Annotated in this window: 21 protein-coding genes; 15 read left to right on the top strand and 6 right to left on the bottom strand. The window is 69.5% G+C overall.

Annotated features, from left to right (window positions below):
* Nucleotides 1-2: 2 nt before the first annotated feature.
* Complete coding sequence (locus ACFPJ4_RS13830; protein ID WP_386741036.1) at nucleotides 3-308, bottom strand: rhodanese-like domain-containing protein; 306 nt, start codon at nucleotides 306-308, stop codon at nucleotides 3-5.
* An 11-nt stretch (nucleotides 309-319) separates the two neighbouring features.
* Nucleotides 320-691 carry a thioredoxin family protein gene (locus ACFPJ4_RS13825; RefSeq protein ID WP_386741035.1) on the bottom strand — a complete coding sequence of 124 codons (372 nt, stop codon included), beginning with the start codon at nucleotides 689-691 and terminating at the stop codon, nucleotides 320-322.
* Nucleotides 692-825: 134 nt separating this feature from the next.
* Between ACFPJ4_RS13825 and ACFPJ4_RS13820 the strand changes: the two genes are divergently transcribed.
* The 3 genes from ACFPJ4_RS13820 to ACFPJ4_RS13810 all read left to right on the top strand — a co-directional run bounded on the left by ACFPJ4_RS13820 (nucleotide 826) and on the right by ACFPJ4_RS13810 (nucleotide 1,692).
* Nucleotides 826-1,083, top strand: coding sequence for a metal-sensitive transcriptional regulator (locus ACFPJ4_RS13820; RefSeq protein WP_386741034.1), 258 nt, complete (start codon nucleotides 826-828; stop codon nucleotides 1,081-1,083).
* Nucleotides 1,084-1,102: 19 nt separating this feature from the next.
* Nucleotides 1,103-1,444, top strand: coding sequence for a hypothetical protein (locus ACFPJ4_RS13815; RefSeq protein WP_386741033.1), 342 nt, complete (start codon nucleotides 1,103-1,105; stop codon nucleotides 1,442-1,444).
* Between the two features lie 98 nt (nucleotides 1,445-1,542).
* Complete coding sequence (locus ACFPJ4_RS13810) at nucleotides 1,543-1,692, top strand: hypothetical protein (RefSeq protein WP_386741099.1); 150 nt, start codon at nucleotides 1,543-1,545, stop codon at nucleotides 1,690-1,692.
* A 57-nt stretch (nucleotides 1,693-1,749) separates the two neighbouring features.
* Here ACFPJ4_RS13810 and ACFPJ4_RS13805 read toward each other — a convergent pair whose 3' ends face one another.
* The gene (locus ACFPJ4_RS13805) at nucleotides 1,750-3,294 is read right to left on the bottom strand and encodes an amino acid permease (RefSeq protein ID WP_386741032.1); all 1,545 of its coding nucleotides are present in this window, start codon (nucleotides 3,292-3,294) and stop codon (nucleotides 1,750-1,752) included.
* Nucleotides 3,295-3,498: 204 nt separating this feature from the next.
* Between ACFPJ4_RS13805 and ACFPJ4_RS13800 the strand changes: the two genes are divergently transcribed.
* From ACFPJ4_RS13800 to ACFPJ4_RS13780, 5 genes are read left to right on the top strand one after another with little or no spacing between them, the layout of a single operon-like run.
* Nucleotides 3,499-4,863, top strand: coding sequence for a glutamine synthetase family protein (locus tag ACFPJ4_RS13800; RefSeq protein WP_386741031.1), 1,365 nt, complete (start codon nucleotides 3,499-3,501; stop codon nucleotides 4,861-4,863).
* Nucleotides 4,844-5,596, top strand: coding sequence for a gamma-glutamyl-gamma-aminobutyrate hydrolase family protein (locus tag ACFPJ4_RS13795; RefSeq protein ID WP_386741030.1), 753 nt, complete (start codon nucleotides 4,844-4,846; stop codon nucleotides 5,594-5,596). Before ACFPJ4_RS13800 ends, ACFPJ4_RS13795 begins: the two co-directional genes overlap by 20 nt.
* Nucleotides 5,593-6,954: an aldehyde dehydrogenase family protein gene (locus ACFPJ4_RS13790; protein ID WP_386741029.1), complete on the top strand. Its 1,362-nt coding sequence runs from the start codon at nucleotides 5,593-5,595 to the stop codon at nucleotides 6,952-6,954. The genes ACFPJ4_RS13795 and ACFPJ4_RS13790 overlap by 4 nt, the downstream gene beginning before the upstream one ends.
* Before the next feature lie 7 nt (nucleotides 6,955-6,961).
* On the top strand, nucleotides 6,962-7,750 hold the full coding sequence (locus ACFPJ4_RS13785; protein ID WP_386741028.1) for a 3-oxoacyl-ACP reductase: 789 nt from the start codon (nucleotides 6,962-6,964) through the stop codon (nucleotides 7,748-7,750).
* Nucleotides 7,734-8,555, top strand: a complete 822-nt coding sequence (locus ACFPJ4_RS13780; protein ID WP_386741027.1) for a FadR/GntR family transcriptional regulator — start codon at nucleotides 7,734-7,736, stop codon at nucleotides 8,553-8,555. The genes ACFPJ4_RS13785 and ACFPJ4_RS13780 overlap by 17 nt, the downstream gene beginning before the upstream one ends.
* A 448-nt stretch (nucleotides 8,556-9,003) precedes the next feature.
* Here ACFPJ4_RS13780 and ACFPJ4_RS13775 read toward each other — a convergent pair whose 3' ends face one another.
* Both ACFPJ4_RS13775 and ACFPJ4_RS13770 read right to left on the bottom strand, forming a co-directional pair.
* On the bottom strand, nucleotides 9,004-9,531 hold the full coding sequence (locus ACFPJ4_RS13775) for a hypothetical protein (RefSeq protein WP_386741026.1): 528 nt from the start codon (nucleotides 9,529-9,531) through the stop codon (nucleotides 9,004-9,006).
* A complete protein-coding gene (locus ACFPJ4_RS13770; protein WP_386741025.1) occupies nucleotides 9,531-9,716 on the bottom strand; it encodes a hypothetical protein in 186 nt (61 codons plus the stop codon). The genes ACFPJ4_RS13775 and ACFPJ4_RS13770 overlap by 1 nt, the downstream gene beginning before the upstream one ends.
* Before the next feature lie 159 nt (nucleotides 9,717-9,875).
* Between ACFPJ4_RS13770 and ACFPJ4_RS13765 the strand changes: the two genes are divergently transcribed.
* From ACFPJ4_RS13765 to ACFPJ4_RS13755, 3 genes are read left to right on the top strand one after another with little or no spacing between them, the layout of a single operon-like run.
* The gene (locus tag ACFPJ4_RS13765) at nucleotides 9,876-10,478 is read left to right on the top strand and encodes a TetR/AcrR family transcriptional regulator (protein WP_386741024.1); all 603 of its coding nucleotides are present in this window, start codon (nucleotides 9,876-9,878) and stop codon (nucleotides 10,476-10,478) included.
* Between the two features lie 14 nt (nucleotides 10,479-10,492).
* Nucleotides 10,493-13,525 carry an MMPL family transporter gene (locus ACFPJ4_RS13760; RefSeq protein ID WP_386741023.1) on the top strand — a complete coding sequence of 1,011 codons (3,033 nt, stop codon included), beginning with the start codon at nucleotides 10,493-10,495 and terminating at the stop codon, nucleotides 13,523-13,525.
* Nucleotides 13,522-15,261: a YhgE/Pip family protein gene (locus ACFPJ4_RS13755; RefSeq protein WP_386741022.1), complete on the top strand. Its 1,740-nt coding sequence runs from the start codon at nucleotides 13,522-13,524 to the stop codon at nucleotides 15,259-15,261. The genes ACFPJ4_RS13760 and ACFPJ4_RS13755 overlap by 4 nt, the downstream gene beginning before the upstream one ends.
* Nucleotides 15,262-15,297: 36 nt before the next feature.
* Here the strand turns inward: ACFPJ4_RS13755 and ACFPJ4_RS13750 are convergent, their stop codons facing one another.
* Entirely contained in the window at nucleotides 15,298-16,188 is an 891-nt protein-coding gene (locus ACFPJ4_RS13750; protein WP_386741021.1) for a sugar phosphate isomerase/epimerase family protein, read from the bottom strand.
* 124 nt (nucleotides 16,189-16,312) lie between these two features.
* Between ACFPJ4_RS13750 and otsA the strand changes: the two genes are divergently transcribed.
* The 4 genes from otsA (at nucleotide 16,313) to ACFPJ4_RS13730 (ending at nucleotide 22,350) form a co-directional block, all read left to right on the top strand.
* On the top strand, nucleotides 16,313-17,833 hold the full coding sequence (gene otsA / locus ACFPJ4_RS13745) for an alpha,alpha-trehalose-phosphate synthase (UDP-forming) (protein ID WP_386741020.1): 1,521 nt from the start codon (nucleotides 16,313-16,315) through the stop codon (nucleotides 17,831-17,833).
* Between the two features lie 13 nt (nucleotides 17,834-17,846).
* Nucleotides 17,847-18,638, top strand: a complete 792-nt coding sequence (gene otsB / locus ACFPJ4_RS13740) for a trehalose-phosphatase (RefSeq protein WP_386741019.1) — start codon at nucleotides 17,847-17,849, stop codon at nucleotides 18,636-18,638.
* 160 nt (nucleotides 18,639-18,798) lie between these two features.
* On the top strand, nucleotides 18,799-20,505 hold the full coding sequence (ilvD, locus tag ACFPJ4_RS13735) for a dihydroxy-acid dehydratase (RefSeq protein ID WP_386741018.1): 1,707 nt from the start codon (nucleotides 18,799-18,801) through the stop codon (nucleotides 20,503-20,505).
* Between the two features lie 42 nt (nucleotides 20,506-20,547).
* Entirely contained in the window at nucleotides 20,548-22,350 is a 1,803-nt protein-coding gene (locus ACFPJ4_RS13730) for an acetolactate synthase large subunit (RefSeq protein ID WP_386741017.1), read from the top strand.
* The last annotated feature ends 36 nt before the right edge of the window (nucleotides 22,351-22,386 follow it).

The raw sequence follows: 22,386 nt of genomic DNA, 5'->3' as shown, positions 1-22,386 counted from the left end.
GCTCAGGCGGCCTGCATGACCGGGAACCCGTCCTGGTGCCATTGGTTGATCCCGCCGAGCACGTTCACCGCGGCGAAACCGTTCTCGATGAGGAAGGCCGTCGCCCGTGCGCTGCGCCCGCCGGAGAGGCACATGACGTAGAACGTGCCGCCCTGGGGGATGTCCGCGAGTCGTCCGGCGAGTTCGCTGAGGGGCAGGTTGATCGCCCCGGCGACCCGGGCGGAGGCGAACTCATCCGCTTCGCGCACGTCGATGATCGTGGCGTCGGCCCCGAGGGCGGCCAACTCGGAGGTGCTGATGGATTTCATGACGGGGCCTCTCAGGCTCGGGATGCGGGTTCGGATTCGATGTTGCGACGCACCTCGTCCATGTCGAGCTGCTCGATCGCGCCGATCAGCTGCTCGAACTGTCGGCTGTTCAGCGCGCCGGGCTGCGAGAAGACCAGGATCTGATCGCGGAAGGCCATGAGCGTCGGGATCGACGTGATGCGTGCCGTGGCGGCGAGCTGCTGCTCGGCCTCGGTGTCCACCTTGCCGAACACGATGTCGGGATGCTCCGTCGATGCCTTGTCGAAGACCGGCGCGAATGCGCGGCACGGGGGGCACCAGGCCGCCCAGAAGTCCACGAAGACGATGCCGTTCTGCTCGACGGTCGCGCCGAACGTCTCTGCCGTCAGGTTGATGGTTGCCACGGATCTTCCTTTCGGGATGCTGCCGACTGTGGCCGGATGCGACAATCATAACAGATACCCCAGGGGGTATATCTGGGATATACGGCGGGGGTATCATGACCAGCGGCGGGCGATGCCCGAAAGACGGAGGAACGATGGATCTCGACCCGACCGACATGAAGCCCGTGCTCAACCGGCTGCGCCGAGCGCAGGGGCAGCTGACCGCCGTCATCCGGATGATCGATGAGGGTCAGGACTGCACGAGCGTCGTCACGCAGCTCGCCGCGGTGTCGAGCGCTCTGGATCGGGCCGGGTTCGCGATCATCGCGAGCACTCTCGAGAAGTGCGTCAAGCAAGACGATCCCGAACTCGACAAGGCGCAGCTCGAGAAGCTCTTCCTCTCGCTGGCCTGAGCCGATCGATCGGGGTGCGGTGATCGACAAGCCCTGGGTTCAGCGGGCGCGTGCCGACGCGATCCAGGCCTGGTCGGACGCCCTCGGAGACTCGACGGCCTGCGCTCTGGCGAAGAGCGGTCGGTCGTATCCGTCCGCCAAGTTCCACGAGGGGCGGGTCGCCGCCCTGGGGGAGGTGCTGCGCGGCATGCCCGACGGCGCGACGCAAACCTGGATCGCGGCCGCCGTCGCAGAAGTACGGGGAGCGTGGCGACTCCGTCGACAACCTGGCGCCGATCCTGAGGGCGAGTGGGCGAGCTACCGGGCGGGCGGCCTCGAGGCGCTTCGGGAACTCGACGACACCGGGCCGAGCGGAGAGTGATCGCCGACCCGGCGGAGTCCGAATTGGTGCGCCAATACCCCTAGGGGTATAGTCGAGCGAGACCACCAGACAATTCGGGAGACAACATGTGTTCAGCAGTGACGTGCCGGAAGTGCGGCAAGACGACGTGGGCCGGCTGTGGCCAGCACGTCGATCAGGTCATGAGGAAGGTGCCGCAATCGCAGCGCTGCCAGGGGCACGAGAACGAGCCGCGCACCGGATTCTTCGCGCGCCTGTTCGGCAAGTAGTAGACGTGCCGATCGCCCCGGCTGGGCAGCGCCGGGGCGATCGGATCTCGGGTCGGGCTACTGCTTCGGCGGACCGTCGTCGCCGAAGACCTCCTTCTCCATGGCGTCGTAGCCCTCGGCCTCCGGGTCGCGGTGCAGGCCGCCGCTGAGGGCGTACTCCTCCTCGGGCGACAGCACGAGACGCTTGCGGCCGTAGACGGCGAACACGATCAGGCCGATCACGTAGACGACCGCGATCGCCGCGATCGCGATCTGGTACCCGGGGTTGAAGAGGAACGCGATGAAGATCGCCGCCGAGATGATGCCGGCGATGACGGCTCCCGCAACCCCGGTCGGGCTCTTGTAGGGCCGCACCGCCTTCGGGAAGCGCCGGCGCAGCACCACGAACGCCACCATCTGCATGAGGTACGAGACCACGGCGCCCCAGATCGCGATGTTGAGCTCGATGGCTCCTGCGACCGATCCGGCGCCCTTGCTCGCGGCCGTGATGGCATCGACGACGACGAGCAGCACGTAGCCCAGGACCGCGCCCACGACCAGCGCCGCGAGCGGCGTCTGCCGCTTGCCCGTGAGCGAGAGGAACCGCGGGTAGTACCCGGCGCGTGACAGCGAGTAGAGGTTGCGGCCGTAGGCGTACATGATGCCCTGCAGCGAGGCGAGCAGGCCGATCAGAGCGAAGATCGCGAGCACGCCGTCCAAGCCCTTGGGCACCATCTTGGCGAAGCCGTCGACGAGCGGTTGGCCGGATGCCTGCGTGCCGGCCAGTCCGAGAACGCCGGTGTTGAAGATGAAGACCGCGATCGCGCAGACCGACAAGGTGATGAGCGCCACGATGCCGGCGCGCGGGATGATGCGCTGCGGGTTGTGCGTCTCCTCGGCTGCCAGGGGCAGTTCCTCGATGCCAAGGAAGAACCACATCGCGAACGGGATGACCGCGAGGATCGGCAGGAAGCCGTGCGGGAACAGCGCCGACTGACCGGCGTCGGGTTTCGTCGCCAGCAGGTTCGACACCTGGAATCCGCCGCTCGAGATGGAGACGATCACGAAGATCGCCAGGATCGCGATCGAGATGATGGAGACGATGATGGCCAGCCGGAAACCCACCGCGGCGCCGAGCCAGTTGACGACCACGAAGACCGCGTAGAGCAGGGCGTAGACCAGCCACCCGGGCAACTGCCAGCCGAAGAACGCGTTGAGCGCGAAGTTGAGATAGCTCGCCGAGAAGAACACGACGACGGCGGTCGTGACGACGTACTCGATCGACTCGGCGAGACCCGTGATGAATCCGCCCCACGGCCCCATCGCCGCTCGGGCGAAGGAGTACGCGCCGCCGGTGTGCGGCATGGCCGCGCTCATCTCGCCGATCGAGAAGAACATGGTGAAGTACATGATGATGACGATGACGGTCGCGACGGCCATGCCGCCGAATCCGGCACTGTCGGTTCCGAGGTTCCAGCCCGAGAACTCCCCGGAGATGACGGCCGCGACGCCGATTCCCCAGATGCCCCAGAAACCCGCGCTGCGTTTCAGGGTGCGTTTCTCGAAGTAGCCCGCGCCGACATCCTGATATTGAACGCCGCCGATCGATTTGGTGTCACTCATGGGGGAGTCCTTTCGGTATTGCGTCCGAGGATGGCCGCCATTGGTACTCCGTGTCTACCTTTGGATGTAAAAACCATGTGACATGTTCTGAGGTGCGAGCGCCGAGCCATAGTGTGTAATGGTCGGATCGGACGTCGACACGACGTCTCACCACCTCGACTCATCGCTTCGCCCCACCTCGCTTCGATCCCGCAGGAGAGTGCCATGGCCGTCCGCTCCGGAAACCTCAGCATCGGCGAACTCGGCGCGCTGATCGACCGCCGCGAGATCGACACGGTGATCGTCGCGTTCACCGACATGCAGGGCCGGCTGGTCGGCAAGCGCACCTCGGCGCGGCTGTTCCGGGAGGACATCGCGGCGCACGGCGCCGAGGCCTGCAACTACCTGCTCGCGGTCGACGTCGAGATGAACACGGTCGACGGCTACGCGATGTCGAGCTGGCAGACCGGCTACGGCGACATGCTTCTCAAGCCCGACCTCGACACGCTGCGCGTCATCCCGTGGCTGCCGGGAACGGCCCTCGTGATGGCCGACCTGCAATGGCTCGACTCGCGGCCGGTCGTGCAGTCGCCCCGCGACATCCTGAAGACCCAGATCGCCCGGCTGGCCGAGCGCGGCCTCGTGCCGTTCGTGGGCACCGAGCTCGAGTTCATCGTCTTCGAGAACAGCTACCGCGAGGCCTGGGCGGCGAAGTACGAGGGCCTCACCCCGGCCAGCGACTACAACATCGACTACGCGCTGCTGGCCTCGAGCCGTATGGAGCCGCTGCTGCGCGACATCCGCAACGGCATGGATGGCGCCGGCATGTACTGCGAGGGCGTCAAGGGCGAGTGCAACCTCGGCCAGCAGGAGATCGCCTTCCGCTACACGGAGGCGCTGGCCACCTGCGACAACCACGCGATCTACAAGAACGGCGCGAAGGAGATCGCCGACCAGCACGGCAAGGCCCTCACCTTCATGGCCAAGTTCAACGAGCGCGAGGGCAACAGCTGCCACATCCACCTGTCGGTGCGCGGCACCGACGGCGAGGCCGTCATGGCGGGCGACGGACCCTACGGCTTCTCGAAGCTCATGGAGCACTGGACGGCCGGCCTGCTCAAGACCATGCGCGAACTGACCCTGTTCTTCGCTCCTAACATCAACTCCTACAAGCGTTATGTCGAGGGCAGCTTCGCGCCGACGGCGGTCGCCTGGGGTCTCGACAACCGCACCTGCGCGCTGCGCGTGGTCGGTCACGGCCCGGGGCTGCGGGTCGAGAACCGGGTGCCGGGTGGCGACGTCAACCAGTACCTCGCGGTCGCGGCGCTCATCGCCGGCGGGCTGCACGGCATCGAGAACGAGCTCGAGCTCGAGCCGATCTTCGAGGGCAACGCCTATGGCTCCGACGCCCCGCGCGTGCCGGCCACGCTGCGCGACGCCGCCGAGCTGTTCGCCAACTCGGCGGTGGCGCAGGAGGCCTTCGGCGCCGAGGTCGTGGAGCACTACCTCAACAACGCGCGCGTCGAACTCAAGGCCTACGACGCCGCCGTCACCGACTGGGAGCGGATCCGTGGTTTCGAGCGATTCTGAGCTCCAGCGTCCCCTCATCGGCTTGACGACCTACCTGCAGCGCGCGCAGACCGGGGTGTGGGACGTGCAGGCGGCCTTCCTGCCCGAGGTGTACTTCGCGGCCGTCGAGAAGGCGGGCGGCATCCCGGTGCTGCTGCCTCCTCAGCCGGTCGAGGGCGGGGTGGCCGAGCAGGTGCTGAGCCGACTCGACGGTCTCATCATCGCCGGGGGATTGGACGTGGATGCCGCGCGCTACGGTGCGACGGCTCACCCCGAGAACGATCGTCCGAGCCCGCTGCGCGACGACTGGGACGACGCGCTGCTCACTGCGGCGATCACCGCCGAGGTGCCGTTCCTGGCCATATGCCGCGGCATCCAGGTGCTCAACGTCCTGCGCGGCGGCACCCTGCACCAGCACCTGCCCGAGGTGGTCGGCGACGACCGCTTCCGCGCGGGCAACGGCGAGTTCGCCGTCAACGAGGTGCGGGTGCAGCCCGAGTCGCGGATCGCGGCCGTGATCGGCGAAGGCTCGCACGCCGTGCAGAGCTACCATCACCAGGCGATCGACGCCGTCGGGTCCGGGCTGCGCGTCACGGCCCAGTCGGATGACGGGATCGTGCAGGCGGTCGAGCTCGAGGACGTGCCGTTCGGCGTCGGCGTGCAATGGCATCCCGAGCAGGACGCCGAGGAGGACGCGCGCCTGTTCGAAGGGCTCGTCGAGGCGGCCCGCTCCTACCGAAAGCTGCACGCATGAGCGACACGACCACCCTGATCAACCCCGCCGACGAGACCGTCATCCGCGAGGTCGCGCACACGTCGCTCGAGGAAGTCGATGAGGCGGTCGCGCGCGCCGTCGCCGCGCAGAGCAGCTGGGCGGGGCTGGCCCCGGCCGACCGCGCCCTCGCGCTGCGGCGCTTCGCCGCGATCGTCGACGGTGCCGTCGACGAGCTGGCGCGGCTCGAGGTAGCCAATTCAGGACATCCGATCGGATCCGCCCGCTGGGAGGCCGGACACGTGCGGGATGTCCTGAACTACGCCGCGGGGATGCCCGAGCGGATGCTCGGGGCGCAGATCCCCGTCGCCGGCGGCATCGACGTGACCTTCCACGAGCCACTCGGAGTGGTCGGGGTCATCGTGCCGTGGAACTTCCCCATGACGATCGCCTCCTGGGGCTTCGCTCCGGCGCTCGCCGCGGGCAATGCCGTGCTGCTCAAGCCCGCCGACTGGACCCCGCTCACCGCGATCCGCCTCGGCGAGCTCGCCCTCGAGTCGGGCCTGCCCGAGCACCTCTTCCAGGTGCTGCCGGGCCGCGGTTCGGTCGTCGGGGAGCGCTTCGTGACCCACGAGCAGGTGCGCAAGGTCGTCTTCACCGGCTCGACCGCGGTCGGCAAGCAGGTGGCGGCCGGATGCGCGGCGCAGGTCAAGCCGGTCACCCTCGAGCTCGGCGGCAAGAGCGCCAACGTCGTCTTCGCCGACTCCGACCTCGAGCGCGCCGCCGCCACGGCACCGGGCGCGGTGTTCGACAACGCGGGTCAGGACTGCTGCGCGCGCAGCCGCATCCTGGTGCAGCGCAGCGTGTTCGACCGCTTCCTCGAGCTGCTCGAGCCGGCGGTGAAAGCCGTGCGGGTCGGGGCGCCGGCGGAGGAGTCGACCGAGATGGGGCCGCTCGTCTCGCGGGCCCACTACGAGTCGGTGGCGTCGTTCCTCGACGAGGGCACGCCCGTCGCCTTCCGCGGCTCGGCCCCCTCCGGGCCGGGCTACTGGATGCCGCCCACCGTGCTGCTTCCCTCGCGCACCGACCGCGTGGCGGTCGACGAGATCTTCGGCCCGGTGGTCAGCGTGCTCCCGTTCGACGACGAGTCCGATGCCATCGCTCTCGCGAACGACAGCGTGTACGGCCTGTCGGGCTCGATCTGGACGAACGACCTCGGCCGCGCCATCCGGGTCTCGCGGGGCATCGAGAGCGGCACGCTCTCGGTGAACTCGCATTCCTCGGTGCGCTACACGACGCCGTTCGGCGGGGCGAAGCAGAGCGGCCTCGGCCGCGAACTCGGCCCGGATGCCGCCCTCGCCTTCACCGACACCAAGAACGTCTTCTTCGCCAGCAACTAGGAGCACCATGCCACTCGACAAGATCGACCTCACCCAGCGCCTCGCCGGCCGCGTCGCCGTCATCACCGGCGGAGCCAGCGGCATCGGCCTGGCCACCGCCAAGCGCTTCGCCGCCGAGGGCGCGAAGGTCGTGATCGGAGACGTCGACCCCGTCTCGGGGCAGGCGGCGGCGGAGTCGGTCGACGGGCTCTTCGTGCGGGTCGACGTCACCGACAAGGAGCAGGTGGATGCGCTGTTCGACACCGCCGCATCCAGCTATGGCTCGGTCGACATCGCCTTCAACAACGCGGGCATCTCGCCGCCCGACGACGACTCGATCGAGACGACCGAGCTCGACGCCTGGGACCGCGTGCAGCAGGTCAACCTGACGAGCGTGTACCTCTGCTCGCGCGCGGCGCTGCGGCACATGGTGCCGGCGGGCAAGGGCTCGATCATCAACACGGCGTCGTTCGTCGCGGTGCTGGGTTCGGCCACCTCGCAGATCTCGTACACGGCGTCGAAGGGTGGCGTGCTCGCGATGACGCGGGAGCTCGGGGTGCAGTTCGCCCGACAGGGCATCCGGGTCAACGCGTTGTGCCCCGGTCCCGTGAACACGCCGCTGCTGAAGGAGCTCTTCGCGAAGGATCCGGAGCGAGCCGCCCGCCGCCTCATCCATGTGCCGGTCGGCCGCTTCGCGGAGCCGGAGGAGCTCGCCGCCGCCGTGGCGTTCCTTGCCAGCGACGACGCCAGCTTCATCACGGCCTCGACGTTCCTCGTCGACGGCGGGATCAGCTCGGCGTATGTCACCCCGCTCTGACCCGCGCGACGGCGTGCCGTCGCGCCGGGTCGACCGGGCGACCGCCGTTCCCAACGACGAGGTCGACCCGGCTGTCGGTTCGAGTGCGCCCGCACCAGAGGGCCTGGTCGCCGCCGCCGTGTATCGTCCGGTGCGCAGCGGCAACTCGCTCGAAGACACCGTTGCGCGGCTGATGCAGACGATCCGGCTGGGTGTCGTCGCGCCCGGCCAGGCGTTGCCCTCGGAACGGGAGCTCGCGCTGCGCTTCTCGGTCAGCCGCGACACGGTGCGCGAGGCGATCCGCGAGCTGGCGGATGCCGGCTACCTGACGTCGCGCCGCGGCCGCTACGGCGGCACCTTCGTGAGCGACCCGCTTCCCGCGCCGGGCTCGGGCTCGGTGACGCCGCCGACCGCGGTCGAGCTGGAGGACCTGCTCGGGTTGCGCGACGTCCTCGAGGCGGGGGCCGCCCGGGCCGCGGCCGCGCGCAGCCTGGACGCGGCGGAACGCGCGACCCTGTGGACGCGGCTGGGGGAGGTCGCGGCATCCACCACGGCCGACTACCGCCGGCTCGACTCGCGACTGCACCTCACGATCGCCGAGATCGCGGGGGTGCCCTCGCTCGTGACCCTGATCGCCGACAACCGCAGCCGGGTCAACGAGCTGCTCGACAGTTTTCCGCTGCTCGCCCGCAACATCGAGCACTCGAACCGGCAGCACGAGGCGATCGTGCTCGCGATCCTGGCCGGCGACGCCGACGGGGCCGCCGACGCGATGCGCGAGCACCTCGAGGGCTCGGGCGCGCTGCTGCGGGGATTCCTGGGCTAGTCGTGGGTTCGCGGCGCCCGCCGCGTCCGCTCGTGGACGCGCTCGGCCGGCCCCGCCCCTTTCTGACTCTGTGACGAGACGGATCAGGATGCTCGGGCCGACGCTCTGGTCGAGCATCCTGAATGGCGGCCAGCCCCCGCGCGTCATCCTGATCCGCGGATGCGTGGCCGAGTCTGAGGGTGCCGAGTTCGAGGCGCGAGGCCGAGCCCGGAGGCGTGCGGCGAGTCCGCAGGCGCCTGCCTCCCCGCCCCGCTCGGGGCGGCGTGGATCAGGATGCCGCCGACGACACCCGGGCCGGGCATCCTGACTGGCAAACGGGCGCGGCGTGTCGTCCTGATCCGGGTACGCGGCCACGCGCTGGCAGCCGCGAGCACCGGGGCGCTGCGGGCGGGCAGCTACGCGTGCAGGGGCAGCTACGTGGGCAAGGGTGGGACCCGCGCCGTGCGGGTCAGCTCGACGGGGTGCGGGGGGTGCGCGGTTTGGGCTCGGTCTGCGTCGGCTTCTTGGCGGCCGGTTTCGCCGGCGCGGCCTTGATCGAGGGCTTGACCACTGCGGGCTTCGCCGCCGCGGCCTTGGCGGGAGCCGTCGTGGCAGGGGCCACCACGGTCGCCGCGGTGGCGGAGGCGGGGGTCGCCGTGCCGACGCGAGCCGTGGTCGAGGCGGTGGGTGAAGCCGCGGTCTGGGCGGCCGAGGTGGTCGGCGCCGCAGCGGTCGGCGTCGGCGCTGCCGTGCTCGACTCGCCTGCCGTCGGAGCGCTCACCGTCGGCGTCGGCGACACCGGGGGCTTCGCGGGCGCGTTGAGCTCGAGGTAGCGCTTGGCGGCTTTGGTACCGATGAGCAGGAACCGCACGAGCAGCACCGCGAGTGCGGCGACGATGACGAACAGGATGAGGCTGCCGATCGCCCACGTGATCGCGGCGAGCACGTGTGCCACCCCGAAGCCGTCGAAGCCGGGTCCGTTGGGTCCTGGGTACATCAGTAGTCCTCCGCGTCTTTCGACTGTTCGATGACCGTGCCGACCGCGATCGCGACCGTGGCGCCCCAGATGATCCACTGCAGGATCAGTCGCCAGTCGCGCGGACCGTTGCGGGTCGCCCGGATGACGCCCACGCCTCCGAAGAGGGCGCCGAGCACGCTGGCACTGAACAGGAATTTGCGCACGGATCCTCCAAGCGGGTCGCCCTCAACGCTACCCCGCAACGTGGATTGGCCCGCATCCGAGTGTCACAACGACCTCGAAACCGGGGATCCGCTGGGCGTTCCCCGCGAATCTGACCGATCGGTCAGCGCCTGACCGATCGGTCAACTACCGTTTCAGACATGCCCACAACTGCTGACGGTCTGCGTCGCGTCGCGCTCCAAGAGTTCGCCGCCGCCGGATTCCACGGCACCTCCTTGCAGCAGATCGCCCAGCGTGCCGGTGTCTCGAAGGCCACCGTGCTGTACCACTTCGCTTCCAAGGAGGTTCTGCTCGAGGCCGTCCTCTCGCCCGCGCTCGACGAGCTCGAGCGGATTCTCCACGAGGTCGGCCTGGACGGGCTGCGCGGCGGCGGAGAGCGCAGTTCCCTGTTCCTCGAGCGCTTCGTCGACTTCCTGCTCGAGCACCGCTCGGCGGTGTACGTCTTCATCAACCAGTCGGCGTCGCTTCTCGATCTGCCCGTGATCCAACGCGCCATGGCCAAGGTGGAGCTCATCGCCCGCTACTTCGAGGAGCAAGTGGGTTCCCTCGAGGAGAGGGTGCGCTTCGGGGTCGCCCTGGGCGGCGCCGCCTACCTTCTGGCCGGCGCACCGCAGATCGGTCCCGCCCCCCAGCCCGACCTGCCCGAACTGCGATCGACGTTGCTCGCGGTGCTCGGCGACCTGCTGGCGATCGAGCCGCGGGCCCTCGCCGCCGCCTCCGACGCGCACGCCACCATCGACTGACTCCGGGAACTCACATGGCCACCCTCCTCTACCGTCTCGGGCGCTTCGCCTACCGTCACGCCGTCCGGGTTCTGATCGCCTGGGTTCTGATCGCCGCCGCCGCACTCGGCGCGGGCATCGGCCTCGGCGGCCAGCTGCAGGACTCGTACGCCATCCCCGGCACCGAGTCGCAGAAGGCCATCGATCTGCTGGCCGCGGTCTTCCCGCAGACCGCGGGTGCCAGCGCCGAGGTCGTGGTTCAGGACAGGCACGGAACAAACCTGAAGACCGCTGACGGCCCGACGATCGAGAAGGTCGTCACGGCCCTGGATCACGTGCAAGGCGTCGAGCAGGCGGTGTCGCCCTACGGTCGGTATGCGACGAGCGCCGTCAGCAAAGACGGCTCGACCGTGATCATCGCGGTGCAGTTCACGACCTCGTCCGAGAAGGTAACCGCGACCGAGCTCGCCGCGGTCAAGAAGGCCACAGCGCCGCTGACGGATGCCGGCCTCACCGTCGAGTTCGGCGGCCAGGTCTACCAGAACACCAAGGTCGGCCTCTCTCTGACCGAGGGCCTCGGAGTGCTGTTCGCAGCCCTGGTGCTCATCGTGACCTTCGGATCCCTGCTCGCGGCCGGGCTGCCGCTGATCTCGGCCATCGCCGCGCTCGCCGTGTCGATGGGTGCCGTTCTCACCACGGCCTCCTTCGTCACCCTCTCGTCGACCACGCCTCTGCTCGCCCTCATGATCGGGCTCGCGGTGGGCATCGACTACGCGCTGTTCATCCTGAGCCGGCATCGAGCCCAACTGGCGGCGGGAATGGACCCCGGTGAGTCCGCGGCGACGGCCGTCGCGACCGCGGGCAGCTCCGTCATCTTCGCGGGCGTCACCGTGATGATCGCGCTGATCGGACTGCTGATCGTCGGCATCCCCTTCCTCGGACTGATGGGCATCGCGGCGGCCATCGCCGTGCTGCTGGCGATGCTCGCCGCCACGACGCTGCTGCCCGCGATCATGGGGCTGCTGGGCGCGCGCCTGGCGCCGAAGCCCGGCTCGCGCACCGCGCGGCGGGCGCTCGCGACGGCCGCCGCCAGCTCGCACGATCCGCATGACGCGACCGCCGGCGTCGCCGGCGCGGACGTCGCCGGAACTCGCCCGCGATCCGCGCGACCGAAGTCGGCGCTCGGCCAGCGTTGGGTCGCCCTCGTGCTCAAGGCCCCCGTCGTCGCGATCATCGCCGTGCTCGCCGTGCTCGGCACCCTCGCCGTCCCCGCCTTCAGCCTTGCCCTCGCTCTGCCCGACGGCGGTTCGCAGCCGAGCGACACCACCGCGCGCAAGGCATACGACATCGTGAGCACCGAGTTCGGGCCCGGCCGCAACGGTCCGCTCATCATCACGGTCGACATCACCCAGAGCACGACCTTCATGACGGATCTGACGTCGATCGGCAACGAGATCGCGAGACTGCCGGGCGTCGACACGGTGAGCTCCGGCACCCCGAACGCGACGCTCGACACCGCCATCATCCAGGTGATCCCGACCACCGGGCCGAGCGATCCCAAGACGACGCAGCTCGTCGAGAGGATCCGCGCGCTCGAACCCTCGATCGCCTCGACGTACCACACGCCGATCGCCGTCACCGGCGCCACTGCGGTGGCCATCGACGTCTCGTCGCGGCTGGACTCGGCGCTGCTGCCGTTCGGCATCATCGTGGTCGGCCTCTCGGTCATCCTGCTGATGGTGGTCTTCCGCTCGCTGCTCGTGCCCCTCAAGGCCGCGATCGGCTACCTGCTTTCGGTGCTCGCCGCCTTCGGCGTGGTCGTCGCGGTCTTCCAGTGGGGCTGGGGCGCATCGGCGCTCGGCGTGGTACCCGGCCCGATCCTGAGCTTCATGCCCGTGCTGCTCATGGCGATCCTGTTCGGCCTCGCCATGGACTACGAGGTGTTCCTCGTCTCGGGCATGCGCGAGGCGTACGTGCACGGCGTCGCGCAGCTGCCGGCTGGTGCCACGCGGAAGGCCCGCAACGCGGTCGCCCGCCGCGCCATCGTCAGCGGCTTCTCGGGGGCGGCCCGCGTCGTCACGGCTGCCGCGCTCATCATGTTCTTCGTCTTCGCCGCCTTCGTGCCCGAGGGCGCCGGGGTGATCAAGGTCATCGCGTTGGGGCTCGCGGCCGGCGTGTTCGTCGATGCCTTCCTGGTCAGGATGACGCTGGTCCCGGCGGTCATGGCCCTCGCCGGACGGTCGGCCTGGTACCTCCCGCGCTGGCTCAGCCGCATCCTTCCGAACGTCGACATCGAGGGCGAAGGCCTACGCGCCCACCAGGACGCGGCGGTGTGGGCTCTCGAGCGATTCGCCGACGGTGAGGCGATCTCGCTCGACCGGCTCATGGTCGGCGCGGGCAACGGCCCCGAGGCCGGCCCGATCGGGCTGCGGGTTCCGAGCGGCACGATCGCCCTCGTGTCGGACGAGACGGCGACGCGTCGCCTGGTCGCCGCGACCATCGCCGGCCGCCTCGAGCCGCGGGGCGGGCGCGCGCAGGTCGGCGGACATCCGCTGCCCTCCGACGCCGCCAAGGTCGCCCGTCTCGTCGCGCTCGCCGATCTCGCCGGGCCCGAGCGGCCCGGAGTCAGCGTGACGCTCGGCGAGCTGCTCGAGGAGCATCTGCGCCTGACCAGCCCCTGGTATCTCGCGCCGATCGCGGCGCGCCGCGCGCGCCTGCGGGCCGGGCGCGTCTCGGGAGCCCTTCAGGGGCTGGGGCGTCAGACCGTCTCGGTCGACGCCACGACCCCGATCGAGACCCTGCCGCGACTGGAACGCGCCGTCGCGATGGCGGTCGTCGCGCTGAGCGAGCGGGCTGCCGTGGTGCTTCTCGACTCGCTCGATCCGTTCTCCGACCCGCTCGACGCGCTGGCGTTCCTGCGGGCTCTCGACCGGCTCGCGCCGGCCACCACGACGGTCGTCGTCGGCATGCCGGGTCTGAACGACGTGGCCGACGCCGCCCCGCCCCGCGTGCGGGCTTTCGACCTCGCCCCCGAGTACAACGCCATTGAAGAAGGTGCACTCCGATGAACAAACGTCTCCGCTGGATCGGGATCGCGGCGGTCGCGCTCGTCCCCCTCGCATTCGTCGGCCTCTACGTCGCCTCCGTTGGCGACGCCAAGAGCGGCGTCGACCGCATCCCGGCCGTGATCGTCAACCAGGATCAGGCGATCACGACGACGAACGCCGACGGCACGACCAAGTACGTGCTCGCCGGCCGGCAGCTCGTCACCCAGCTCACCGGGACGAAGTCGCCGGGCATGGACTGGACCCTCAGCAACGCGGCGGATGCCAAGACGGCGCTGGCGAACGGCTCCGTCTACGCCGTGCTGACGATCCCGAGCAACTTCTCGAAGTCGGTGCTGTCGCTGCAGGGGAGCTCTCCCGTGCAGGCCCGGCTGGCGATCCGCACCGACGACGCGCACTCCTATCTCGCGGGATCCGTCGCGCAGTCGCTCAGCGACGGAATGGTGCGCACCTTCGGCAGCGCCATCACCAAGCAGTACATCTCGGGGGTCTACGCGAGCCTCGGAACTCTCGGGGCCTCGCTCTCGCAGGCAGCGGACGGCGCGACCCAGTTGGCCTCGGGCGCGAATGCCGCGGCCTCGGGCGCGAGCTCCTACGCCGGAGGTGTCGGCAGCTACACCGCGGGGGTGAGCTCCCTGTCGTCGGGACTGTCGCAGCTCAACAGCGGGGCGGCGTCGCTCGACCAGTTGAGCGCGGGCGTGTCGTCGTACACGGGCGGAGTCTCGCAGCTGTCGGCCGCCCTCACCGCGGCCACGGCCGCGCTCTCGGCAGACCCCACGAGCAGCAGCGCCCTGGCTCAGGTGCAGGCTCTGACCGCGCAACTCGCGCAGACGGCGGCAGGCGGGAGCACCCTCAGCAGGCAGACCACGGGGGGCATCGACGGCATCCAGTCGGGGATCGCGCAGAGCGCGGCAGGCGCCCGGAAGCTCGCCGCCAACGGCTCGGCCCTCGTCTCGGGGGCGAACTCGCTGGCCAGCGGCTCCGCGCAGCTCGCCTCCGGTGCCTCGGGCCTCGCCTCGGGACTGACCAGCGGGGCCGCTCAGGTGCCGAAGTCGGATTCCGCCGCGGCGAGCAAGGCCGCCGGCGTCGCGTCCGACCCGGTCGGGATCTCGGTGACCAAGGCTCACGCCATCTCCGGGGTCGCGCAGGCGGTGTCGACCTTCCTGCTTCCGATCGCCCTGTGGATCGGGGCGCTCGCGGTCTTCCTCGTGATGCGCCCGGTGACCCGCCGCATCCTGGCATCCACGGCGGCGTCGTCGCGGGTGCTGGGCAGCGCCCTGTTCCGTGCCGGTACGGTGACCGCCGTGCAGGCCGCGCTGCTCGTCGTCTTGATGCACACCGCGGTCGGCATCGGTTGGCAGTACCTGCCGGCCACTCTGGTGTTCTCGCTGCTCACGGCGGCGGCCTTCACGGCCTTCCATCATCTGCTGACGGTTCGGCTCGGGCGCGCGGGCCTGGTGATCTCGCTGTTCCTGCTCGCGGTGCAGATCGCCGCGATCGGCGGGGTCTACCCGGTGCAGGTGCTCACGACGCCGTTCCAGTGGATCAGCCCGTACCTGCCCCTCACCTGGGCGACGACCGGGATGCAGCAGATCGTCGCGGGGGGAAGCGCCGCGGTGGCGATCGGATCGGCTGTCGCGCTCCTGCTCTTCGGCGCAGCGAGCGTGGCGCTCGCGGCACTCGTCATCCGCCGCACACGCCGGGCCGGGGAGCTCGGGCTGGTGCCGGCGATCGCGTAGCTCGGTGTGCTGCGGAAGCCGGGCCGCGAGTGCGCCCTACTCGGCGTCGGGGCGGGACTTCAGGTTGCGCCGCGCGGCCCTGCGCTGGTGGCGGGCCTTGACCGAGCCGACCGTGAGGGGCTCGCGTTCCTCGTGCTCCTGGCCGACGTAGTGCTTCGCGAACGCGACGGTCTCTTTCAGCATGGCCAGCTTGATCCGCTCGTCGCGGATCTTGCGCAGGTTGACCTCGGCCACGACCGAGCCCGACCAGTGGTTCTCGGCCAGGTAGCTGAGCGTTTCGGCGACCGGCTCGGTACCGTGGCCGGGCACCAGGTGCTCGTCGAACATGTTGCCCTCATCGACCGACTTCGTGCCGTCGCAGAGGTGGATGTGGCGCAGCCGCTCACCCATCGCCATCGCGTACTCGAGCGAGTCGCGTCCCGAGAGCGAGGCGTGCGAGAAGTCGAGGGTCATCGCCTGCACGTCCAGGTCGAGCGGGTCGGGGCTCGGCGCGTACGCCTTGACGTTCTTGCCGCCGACCTTCCAGGGGAACATGTTCTCGACGCAGATCTCGACGCCGGTGTTCGCCTGCACGTCGCGCACGACGCGCTCGAAGTTCTCGGCGTAGCCCGACTGCCAGCGGAACGGCGGATGCACGACGACGCTCGGGGAGCCGACGGCCGCCGCGAGCTCGGCGGAACGCTCGAGCTTGACCTGCGGGTCGCGACCCCAGACGAAGGTGGTCAGGAACAGCACGGGCGCGTGGATCGACAGGATCGGCAGGCCGTAGCGCTCGCTGAGTTCGAGCAGTGCCGTGGGGTCCTGGGTGACCGGATCGTTGGTCACCATGACCTCGATGCCGTCGAAGCCGGCGAGGCGCGCCATGCGGAAGTTCGTGTCGACAGAACCCGGGAAGACGCACGTCGTGCTCATGCCGATGGAGATCATTTGCTCAAACCTAACGTGCCGATGTGTCCGGCGTGTGACAGTCTCAGCAACTCTGAAACCAGCCGTCGGCCGCCTCGAAATGCCTGCCCGGGAAGTCATGGGAATCGGCTGATACCGTGGGGCAATGGGCGATGAACGATATGACTTCGTGGTCGCCTCGAACCGCTTACCCGTCGACCGAGTGGTCGACGACACGGGGGCTTCGAGTTGGCGGCCGTCACCGGGCGGCCTGGTCACCGCGCTCGAGCCGATCATGCGCGAGGCGGATGGTGCCTGGGTCGGGTGGGTCGGTCAACCCGATCTCGAGCTGGAGCCCTTCGACTGGGACGGCATCCGGATCGTCCCCCTCAAACTCACCGAGCACGACCTCGAGAACTACTACGAGGGCTTCGCCAACGACACCCTCTGGCCGCTCTATCACGACGTGATCGCCCCGCCGAGCTACCACCGGGTGTGGTGGGACAGCTACGTGAGCGTCAACCAGCGCTTCGCCAACGCGATCGCCGCGGTGTCGGCGCCCGACGCGACCGTGTGGGTGCAGGACTACCAGCTGCAGCTGGTTCCGCGGATGCTGCGGCAGGCCCGGCCCGACCTGACGATCGGCTTCTTCAACCACATCCCGTTCCCGGCGTACGGCATCTTCTCGCAGTTGCCGTGGCGGGCACAGATCATCGAGGGGCTGCTCGGGGCCGATGTGATCGGCTTCCAGCGGGTCGCGGATGCCGGCAACTTCTCGCGTGCCGTGCGCCGGCTGCTGGGCTACGCCACGAAGAGCCCGGTGATCGAGGTCCCGTCGCACGGCCGAGCTCCGGCCCGTCGGGTGATCGCGAAGCCGTTCCCGATCTCGATCGACGTCGACACCTTCGAACGTCTCGCCCGCAGCCCCGAGGTGCAGGCCCGGGCAGCGCAGATCCGGCACGACCTCGGCGACCCCAAGACCATCATGCTCGGCGTCGACCGGCTCGACTACACCAAGGGCATCGGCCACCGGCTCAAGGCCTACGGCGAGCTGCTGCACGAGGGCCGGCTCAAGGTCGAAGACGTCACGCTCGTGCAGGTCGCGAGTCCGAGTCGCGAGCGGGTCGAGACCTACCGCCAGCTGCGCGACGAGATCGAGCAGACGGTGGGCCGCATCAACGGCGACTACGGCACGATCAGCCACCAGGCGGTCAGCTACCTGCACCACGGATTCCCCCGTGAGGAGATGGCCGCGCTGTACCTGGCCGCCGATGTCATGCTCGTCACCGCGCTGCGCGACGGGATGAACCTGGTCGCCAAGGAGTACGTCGCGGCGCGTTTCGACGATGACGGGGTGCTCGTGCTGAGCGAGTTCACCGGCGCCTCGGACGAGCTGCGCACCGCGCTGCTCATCAACCCGCACGACATCGAGGGCGTCAAGGACGCGATCATGCGGGCGATCGAGATGCCGCGCGCCGAGCGCGTCAAGCGGATGCGGGCGATGCGCAAGCGGGTGCGCGAGAACGACGTGAATCGGTGGTCCGAGGGATTCCTGCGGACGCTCGCCGAGGCGCGGCGTCGCAGTGGCGAGCGCAGCTCGGATGCGGAACCCGAACCGGAACGGGATCCGGATTCGGATCCGCTGGGAGATCTGGAATGGACGGTGGACCGGGCGCCACGCAGCTGACGCCCTCACGACCATGCCCCAACCCCTTTCCTCCGCTCTCATCGGAGCCCTGCGCGAGCTCGCCCGCGTGAAGCGGCTGCTCGTCGCCCTCGACTTCGACGGAACGCTCGCCCCCGAGGTCGACTCCCCGGATGCCGCCCGCGCCATCCCCGAGGCCCGCGAGGCGGTGCTTCGCCTTCTCGCCCTGCCGAACACCCGGGTCGCACTGATCAGCGGACGCTCGCTGGCCAGCCTCATCGCCGTCGCCGACCTTCCCGACACCACGCTGCTCGTGGGGTCGCACGGCATCGAGATCCGCCTCGACGATCCGTCGGACCACATCCGTCTCAACACCACCGAGCTCGAACAGGTCGAGGTGCTGCACGAGGTGCTGGGCGAGGTGGCCGACTCGATCGACCACGTCTGGCTCGAGTCCAAGCCGGCGGGCTTCGCCCTGCACACCCGGCTCGCGACCGAGCACGACTCGCGTGTGGCTCACCTGGTCGCGCTCAGCGAGGCGCAGGCCGAGGTCGAGAACCTGACGGTGCGCGAGGGCAAGAACGTGCTGGAGTTCTCGGTGCGCTCGACCACGAAGGGCGAGGCGGTCGAGCACCTGCGTCGCTACACCGCGGCGGATGCCGTGTTCTATGCCGGCGACGACGTCACCGACGAAGACGCCTTCGCCGCTCTGCTGCCGCACGACCTCGGGGTGAAGAGCGGCCCCGGCAAGACCGAGGCGGCGTTCCGCGTGGAGGGGCCGGACGAGATCGCGCTCGTGCTGTCGACCCTCGCCACGTTCCGCTCCGGCGACGTCCACGAGCAGTAGCCCGGCATCCGCCCCCCTGCTGCCGAAATGCCACTTGGTGCCGAAGTTTCGGCATCTGCTCGCCCCAAGTGGCATTTCGGCAGCAGGGCAGGGGGAGGGGAAACAGTTGGGCGTCCGAGGACCGTCGGCGGGGGAAGCGAGGCAGCGATACCCTCGTCACATGCCGGAAACACCTGCCAAGGTCGATCACAAGCCCCGTTCCCGCACCGTCACCGACGGCATCGAAGCCACCACGAGCCGCGGGATGCTCCGCGCCGTCGGAATGGGCGACGCCGACTGGGACAAGGCGCAGATCGGCATCGCCAGTTCGTGGAACGAAATCACCCCGTGCAACCTGAGCCTCGCGCGCCTCGCGCAGGCGGCGAAGGAGGGCGTGCACTCCGGGGGTGGCTACCCGCTGCAGTTCGGCACGGTCAGCGTCAGCGACGGCATCTCGATGGGGCACGAGGGGATGCACTTCTCGCTCGTGAGCCGGGAGGTCATCGCCGACTCGGTCGAGGTCGTCATGCAGGCCGAGCGGCTCGACGGCTCCGTGCTGCTCGCGGGCTGTGACAAGTCGATCCCCGGGATGCTGATGGCGGCCGCGCGACTCGACCTGGCATCCGTCTTCCTGTACGCCGGCTCGATCGCGCCCGGCTGGGTGCGTCTGAGCGACGGAACCGAGAAGGACATCACGATCATCGACTCGTTCGAGGCGGTCGGCGGCGTCAAGGCCGGCACCATGAGCGAAGAGGACGCCCACCGCATCGAGTGCGCCTTCGCCCCCGGCGAGGGAGCCTGCGGCGGGATGTACACCGCCAACACCATGGCGAGCGTCGCCGAGGCGCTCGGCATGAGCCTGCCCGGCAGCGCGAGCCCGGCCTCGGCGGATGCCCGGCGCGACTACTACGCGCACCGTTCCGGCGAGGCGGTCGTCAACCTGCTGAACCAGGGGATCACGGCACGGCAGATCCTGACGAAGGAGGCCTTCGAGAACGCCATCGCGGTCGGCATGGCGCTCGGCGGCTCGACCAACATCGTGCTGCACCTGCTGGCGATCGCGCACGAGGCCGAGGTCGAGCTCACCCTCGACGACTTCAACCGGATCGGCGCGAAGGTTCCGCACCTCGGCGACCTCAAGCCCTTCGGGCGCTACGTGATGAATGACGTCGACCGCCGGGGCGGCCTGCCCGTGCTGATGAAGGCGCTGCTGGACGCCGGCCTCATGCACGGTGACTGCCTCACCGTCACCGGCAAGACGATGGCCGAGAACCTGGCCGAGATGAACATCCCGCCGCTGGACGGGAGCGTGCTGCGCACCCTCGACAACCCGATCCACGAGACCGGCGGTCTGACGATCCTGCGCGGCTCGCTGGCGCCCGACGGCGCAGTCGTCAAGACGGCCGGATTCGATGCGGCGTTGTTCGAGGGCCCCGCGCGGGTGTTCGAGCGCGAGCGCGCCGCGATGGACGCCCTCACCAACGGCGAGATCCATCACGGCGATGTCGTCGTCATCCGCTGGGAGGGTCCGAAGGGCGGGCCGGGCATGCGCGAGATGCTCGCGATCACGGCGGCCATCAAGGGCGCGGGCCTCGGAAAAGATGTACTACTCTTGACGGACGGCAGATTCTCAGGCGGCACAACCGGCCTGTGCATCGGCCACATCGCTCCCGAGGCGACGGACGCAGGTCCGATCGCCTTCGTGCACGATGGTGATCTGATACGGGTCGATATCGCAGCCCGGACGATCGACCTACTTGTCGATCCGGCCGAGCTGGAGAGCCGCCGTTCCGGCTGGGCTCCTCTTCCACCGCGCTATACCCGTGGCGTTCTCGCGAAATACTCCAAGCTCGTGCACTCCGCTGCGGAGGGCGCGGTCACGGGGTAGCCTCCGCCCTCTCACGATCGTCTTCGCACGCAAGGACCACTCATGACCACTGCACCTCCTGCAGCCAAGCCCGGCCGCTCCGGCGCGTCCGACGGGGCTCCTCCCGTTCTGACCGGGTCGGGCGCGATCCTGGCCACGCTCGAGAAGCTCGGCATCACCGACGTCTTCGGCATCCCCGGCGGCGCGATCATGCCGTTCTACGACGAGCTCATGTCGTCGACCGCGATCCGCCACATCCTGACCCGGCACGAGCAGGGGGCGGGGCATGCGGCCGAGGGGTACGCGGCGGCATCCGGACGGGTCGGCGTCTGCATCGCCACCTCCGGCCCGGGTGCCACCAACCTCGTGACGGCGATCGCGGATGCCCACATGGACTCCGTGCCGATCATCGCGATCACCGGCCAGGTCTTCTCGACCGTCATGGGCACGGACGCCTTCCAGGAGATCGACATCGTCGGCATCACGATGCCGATCACCAAGCACTCCTTCCTGGTGACCGATCCGGCCGAGATCCCGGCGACCCTGGCCGAGGCGTACCAGATCGCGACGACGGGACGCCCGGGCCCGGTGCTGGTGGACATCACCAAGGACGCCCAGCAGAACTCGGCGCCGTTCATCTGGCCGCCCAAGATCGACCTGCCGGGCTACCGTCCGGTGACCAAGGCGCACGGCAAGCAGATCATCGCCGCCGCCGAGCTGCTGGCGGCCGCCGAGAAGCCGGTGCTCTACGTCGGCGGCGGCGTCATCCGCTCGGGCGCCGAGAAGGTGCTGTTCGAGCTCGCCGAGAACACCGGCGCACCGGTCGTGACCACGCTCATGGCGCGCGGGGCGTTCCCCGACTCGCACCCGCAGCACCTCGGCATGCCCGGCATGCACGGGGCGGTGCCCGCGGTGCTCGCGTTGCAGGAGAGCGACCTCATCGTCGCGCTCGGTGCCCGCTTCGACGACCGGGTGACCGGCAAGGTCGCCGACTTCGCGCCCCACGCCAAGGTCGTGCACGTCGACATCGATCCGGCCGAGATCGGCAAGATCCGCCACGCCGACGTGCCGATCGTCGGCGACGCGAAAGACGTCATCGTCGATCTGAGCGAGGCCTTCACGACGGCCGCCGCCACGCAGAAGCCGAACCTCGCGGCCTGGTGGGCGCGGTTGAACGAGTTGCGCAAGAACTACCCGCTCGGCTTCACCGAGCCGGAGGACGGGCTGCTCTCGCCGCAGGCCATCATCCAGCGCATCGGCGAGTTGAGCGGTCCCGAGGCGATCTACGCGGCAGGCGTGGGTCAGCACCAGATGTGGGCCGCGCAGTTCATCAAGTACGAGCGGCCGCACGCCTGGCTCAACTCGGGCGGCGCCGGCACGATGGGCTACGCCGTTCCTGCGGCGATGGGCGCGAAGGTCGCCGAGCCCGATCGGCTGGTGTGGGCGATCGACGGCGACGGATGCTTCCAGATGACCAATCAGGAGCTCGCCACCTGCACGATCAACAACATCCCGATCAAGGTCGCGATCATCAACAACTCCTCGCTCGGCATGGTGCGGCAGTGGCAGTCGCTGTTCTACGACGGGCGCCACTCCTTCACCGACCTCAACACCGGGCACGGCACCCAGATGATCCCGGACTTCGTGAAGCTGGCCGACGCGTACGGCGCCCTCGGCATCCGGGTCACGAAGCCCGAAGAGATCGACCCCGCGATCAAGCTCGCGATGGAGACCAACGACCGACCGGTCGTCATCGACTTCGTGGTGAGCCGGGACGCGATGGTGTGGCCGATGGTGCCGCAGGGCGTCGGCAACTCGTCGGTGCAGTACGCCCGCGACCACGCTCCGGCCTGGGAGGAAGAATGATGAGTGGAGTCGAGCGACCGCGCTCGGTCGACGGAG

The organism is Lysinimonas soli, assembly GCF_042655435.1.
Taxonomy (GTDB): domain Bacteria; phylum Actinomycetota; class Actinomycetes; order Actinomycetales; family Microbacteriaceae; genus Lysinimonas; species Lysinimonas soli.
The sequence above is the reverse complement of the archived record's forward strand: the minus strand, read 5'-3'. Positions and strand labels throughout refer to the sequence as shown.

What these genes read in the sequence shown, in the direction of transcription:
- ACFPJ4_RS13790 (WP_386741029.1), top strand. Translation starts at nt 5,593, where the DNA reads ATGAGCGACACGACCACCCTGATCAACCCCGCCGACGAGACCGTCATC.
- ACFPJ4_RS13730 (WP_386741017.1), top strand. Translation starts at nt 20,548, where the DNA reads ATGACCACTGCACCTCCTGCAGCCAAGCCCGGCCGCTCCGGCGCGTCC.
- ACFPJ4_RS13830 (WP_386741036.1), bottom strand. Translation starts at nt 308, where the DNA reads ATGAAATCCATCAGCACCTCCGAGTTGGCCGCCCTCGGGGCCGACGCC.
- otsA (WP_386741020.1), top strand. Translation starts at nt 16,313, where the DNA reads ATGGGCGATGAACGATATGACTTCGTGGTCGCCTCGAACCGCTTACCC.
- otsB (WP_386741019.1), top strand. Translation starts at nt 17,847, where the DNA reads ATGCCCCAACCCCTTTCCTCCGCTCTCATCGGAGCCCTGCGCGAGCTC.
- ACFPJ4_RS13785 (WP_386741028.1), top strand. Translation starts at nt 6,962, where the DNA reads ATGCCACTCGACAAGATCGACCTCACCCAGCGCCTCGCCGGCCGCGTC.
- ACFPJ4_RS13755 (WP_386741022.1), top strand. Translation starts at nt 13,522, where the DNA reads ATGAACAAACGTCTCCGCTGGATCGGGATCGCGGCGGTCGCGCTCGTC.
- ACFPJ4_RS13820 (WP_386741034.1), top strand. Translation starts at nt 826, where the DNA reads ATGGATCTCGACCCGACCGACATGAAGCCCGTGCTCAACCGGCTGCGC.
- ilvD (WP_386741018.1), top strand. Translation starts at nt 18,799, where the DNA reads ATGCCGGAAACACCTGCCAAGGTCGATCACAAGCCCCGTTCCCGCACC.
- ACFPJ4_RS13775 (WP_386741026.1), bottom strand. Translation starts at nt 9,531, where the DNA reads ATGTACCCAGGACCCAACGGACCCGGCTTCGACGGCTTCGGGGTGGCA.
- ACFPJ4_RS13780 (WP_386741027.1), top strand. Translation starts at nt 7,734, where the DNA reads ATGTCACCCCGCTCTGACCCGCGCGACGGCGTGCCGTCGCGCCGGGTC.
- ACFPJ4_RS13765 (WP_386741024.1), top strand. Translation starts at nt 9,876, where the DNA reads ATGCCCACAACTGCTGACGGTCTGCGTCGCGTCGCGCTCCAAGAGTTC.
- ACFPJ4_RS13750 (WP_386741021.1), bottom strand. Translation starts at nt 16,188, where the DNA reads ATGATCTCCATCGGCATGAGCACGACGTGCGTCTTCCCGGGTTCTGTC.
- ACFPJ4_RS13805 (WP_386741032.1), bottom strand. Translation starts at nt 3,294, where the DNA reads ATGAGTGACACCAAATCGATCGGCGGCGTTCAATATCAGGATGTCGGC.
- ACFPJ4_RS13800 (WP_386741031.1), top strand. Translation starts at nt 3,499, where the DNA reads ATGGCCGTCCGCTCCGGAAACCTCAGCATCGGCGAACTCGGCGCGCTG.
- ACFPJ4_RS13760 (WP_386741023.1), top strand. Translation starts at nt 10,493, where the DNA reads ATGGCCACCCTCCTCTACCGTCTCGGGCGCTTCGCCTACCGTCACGCC.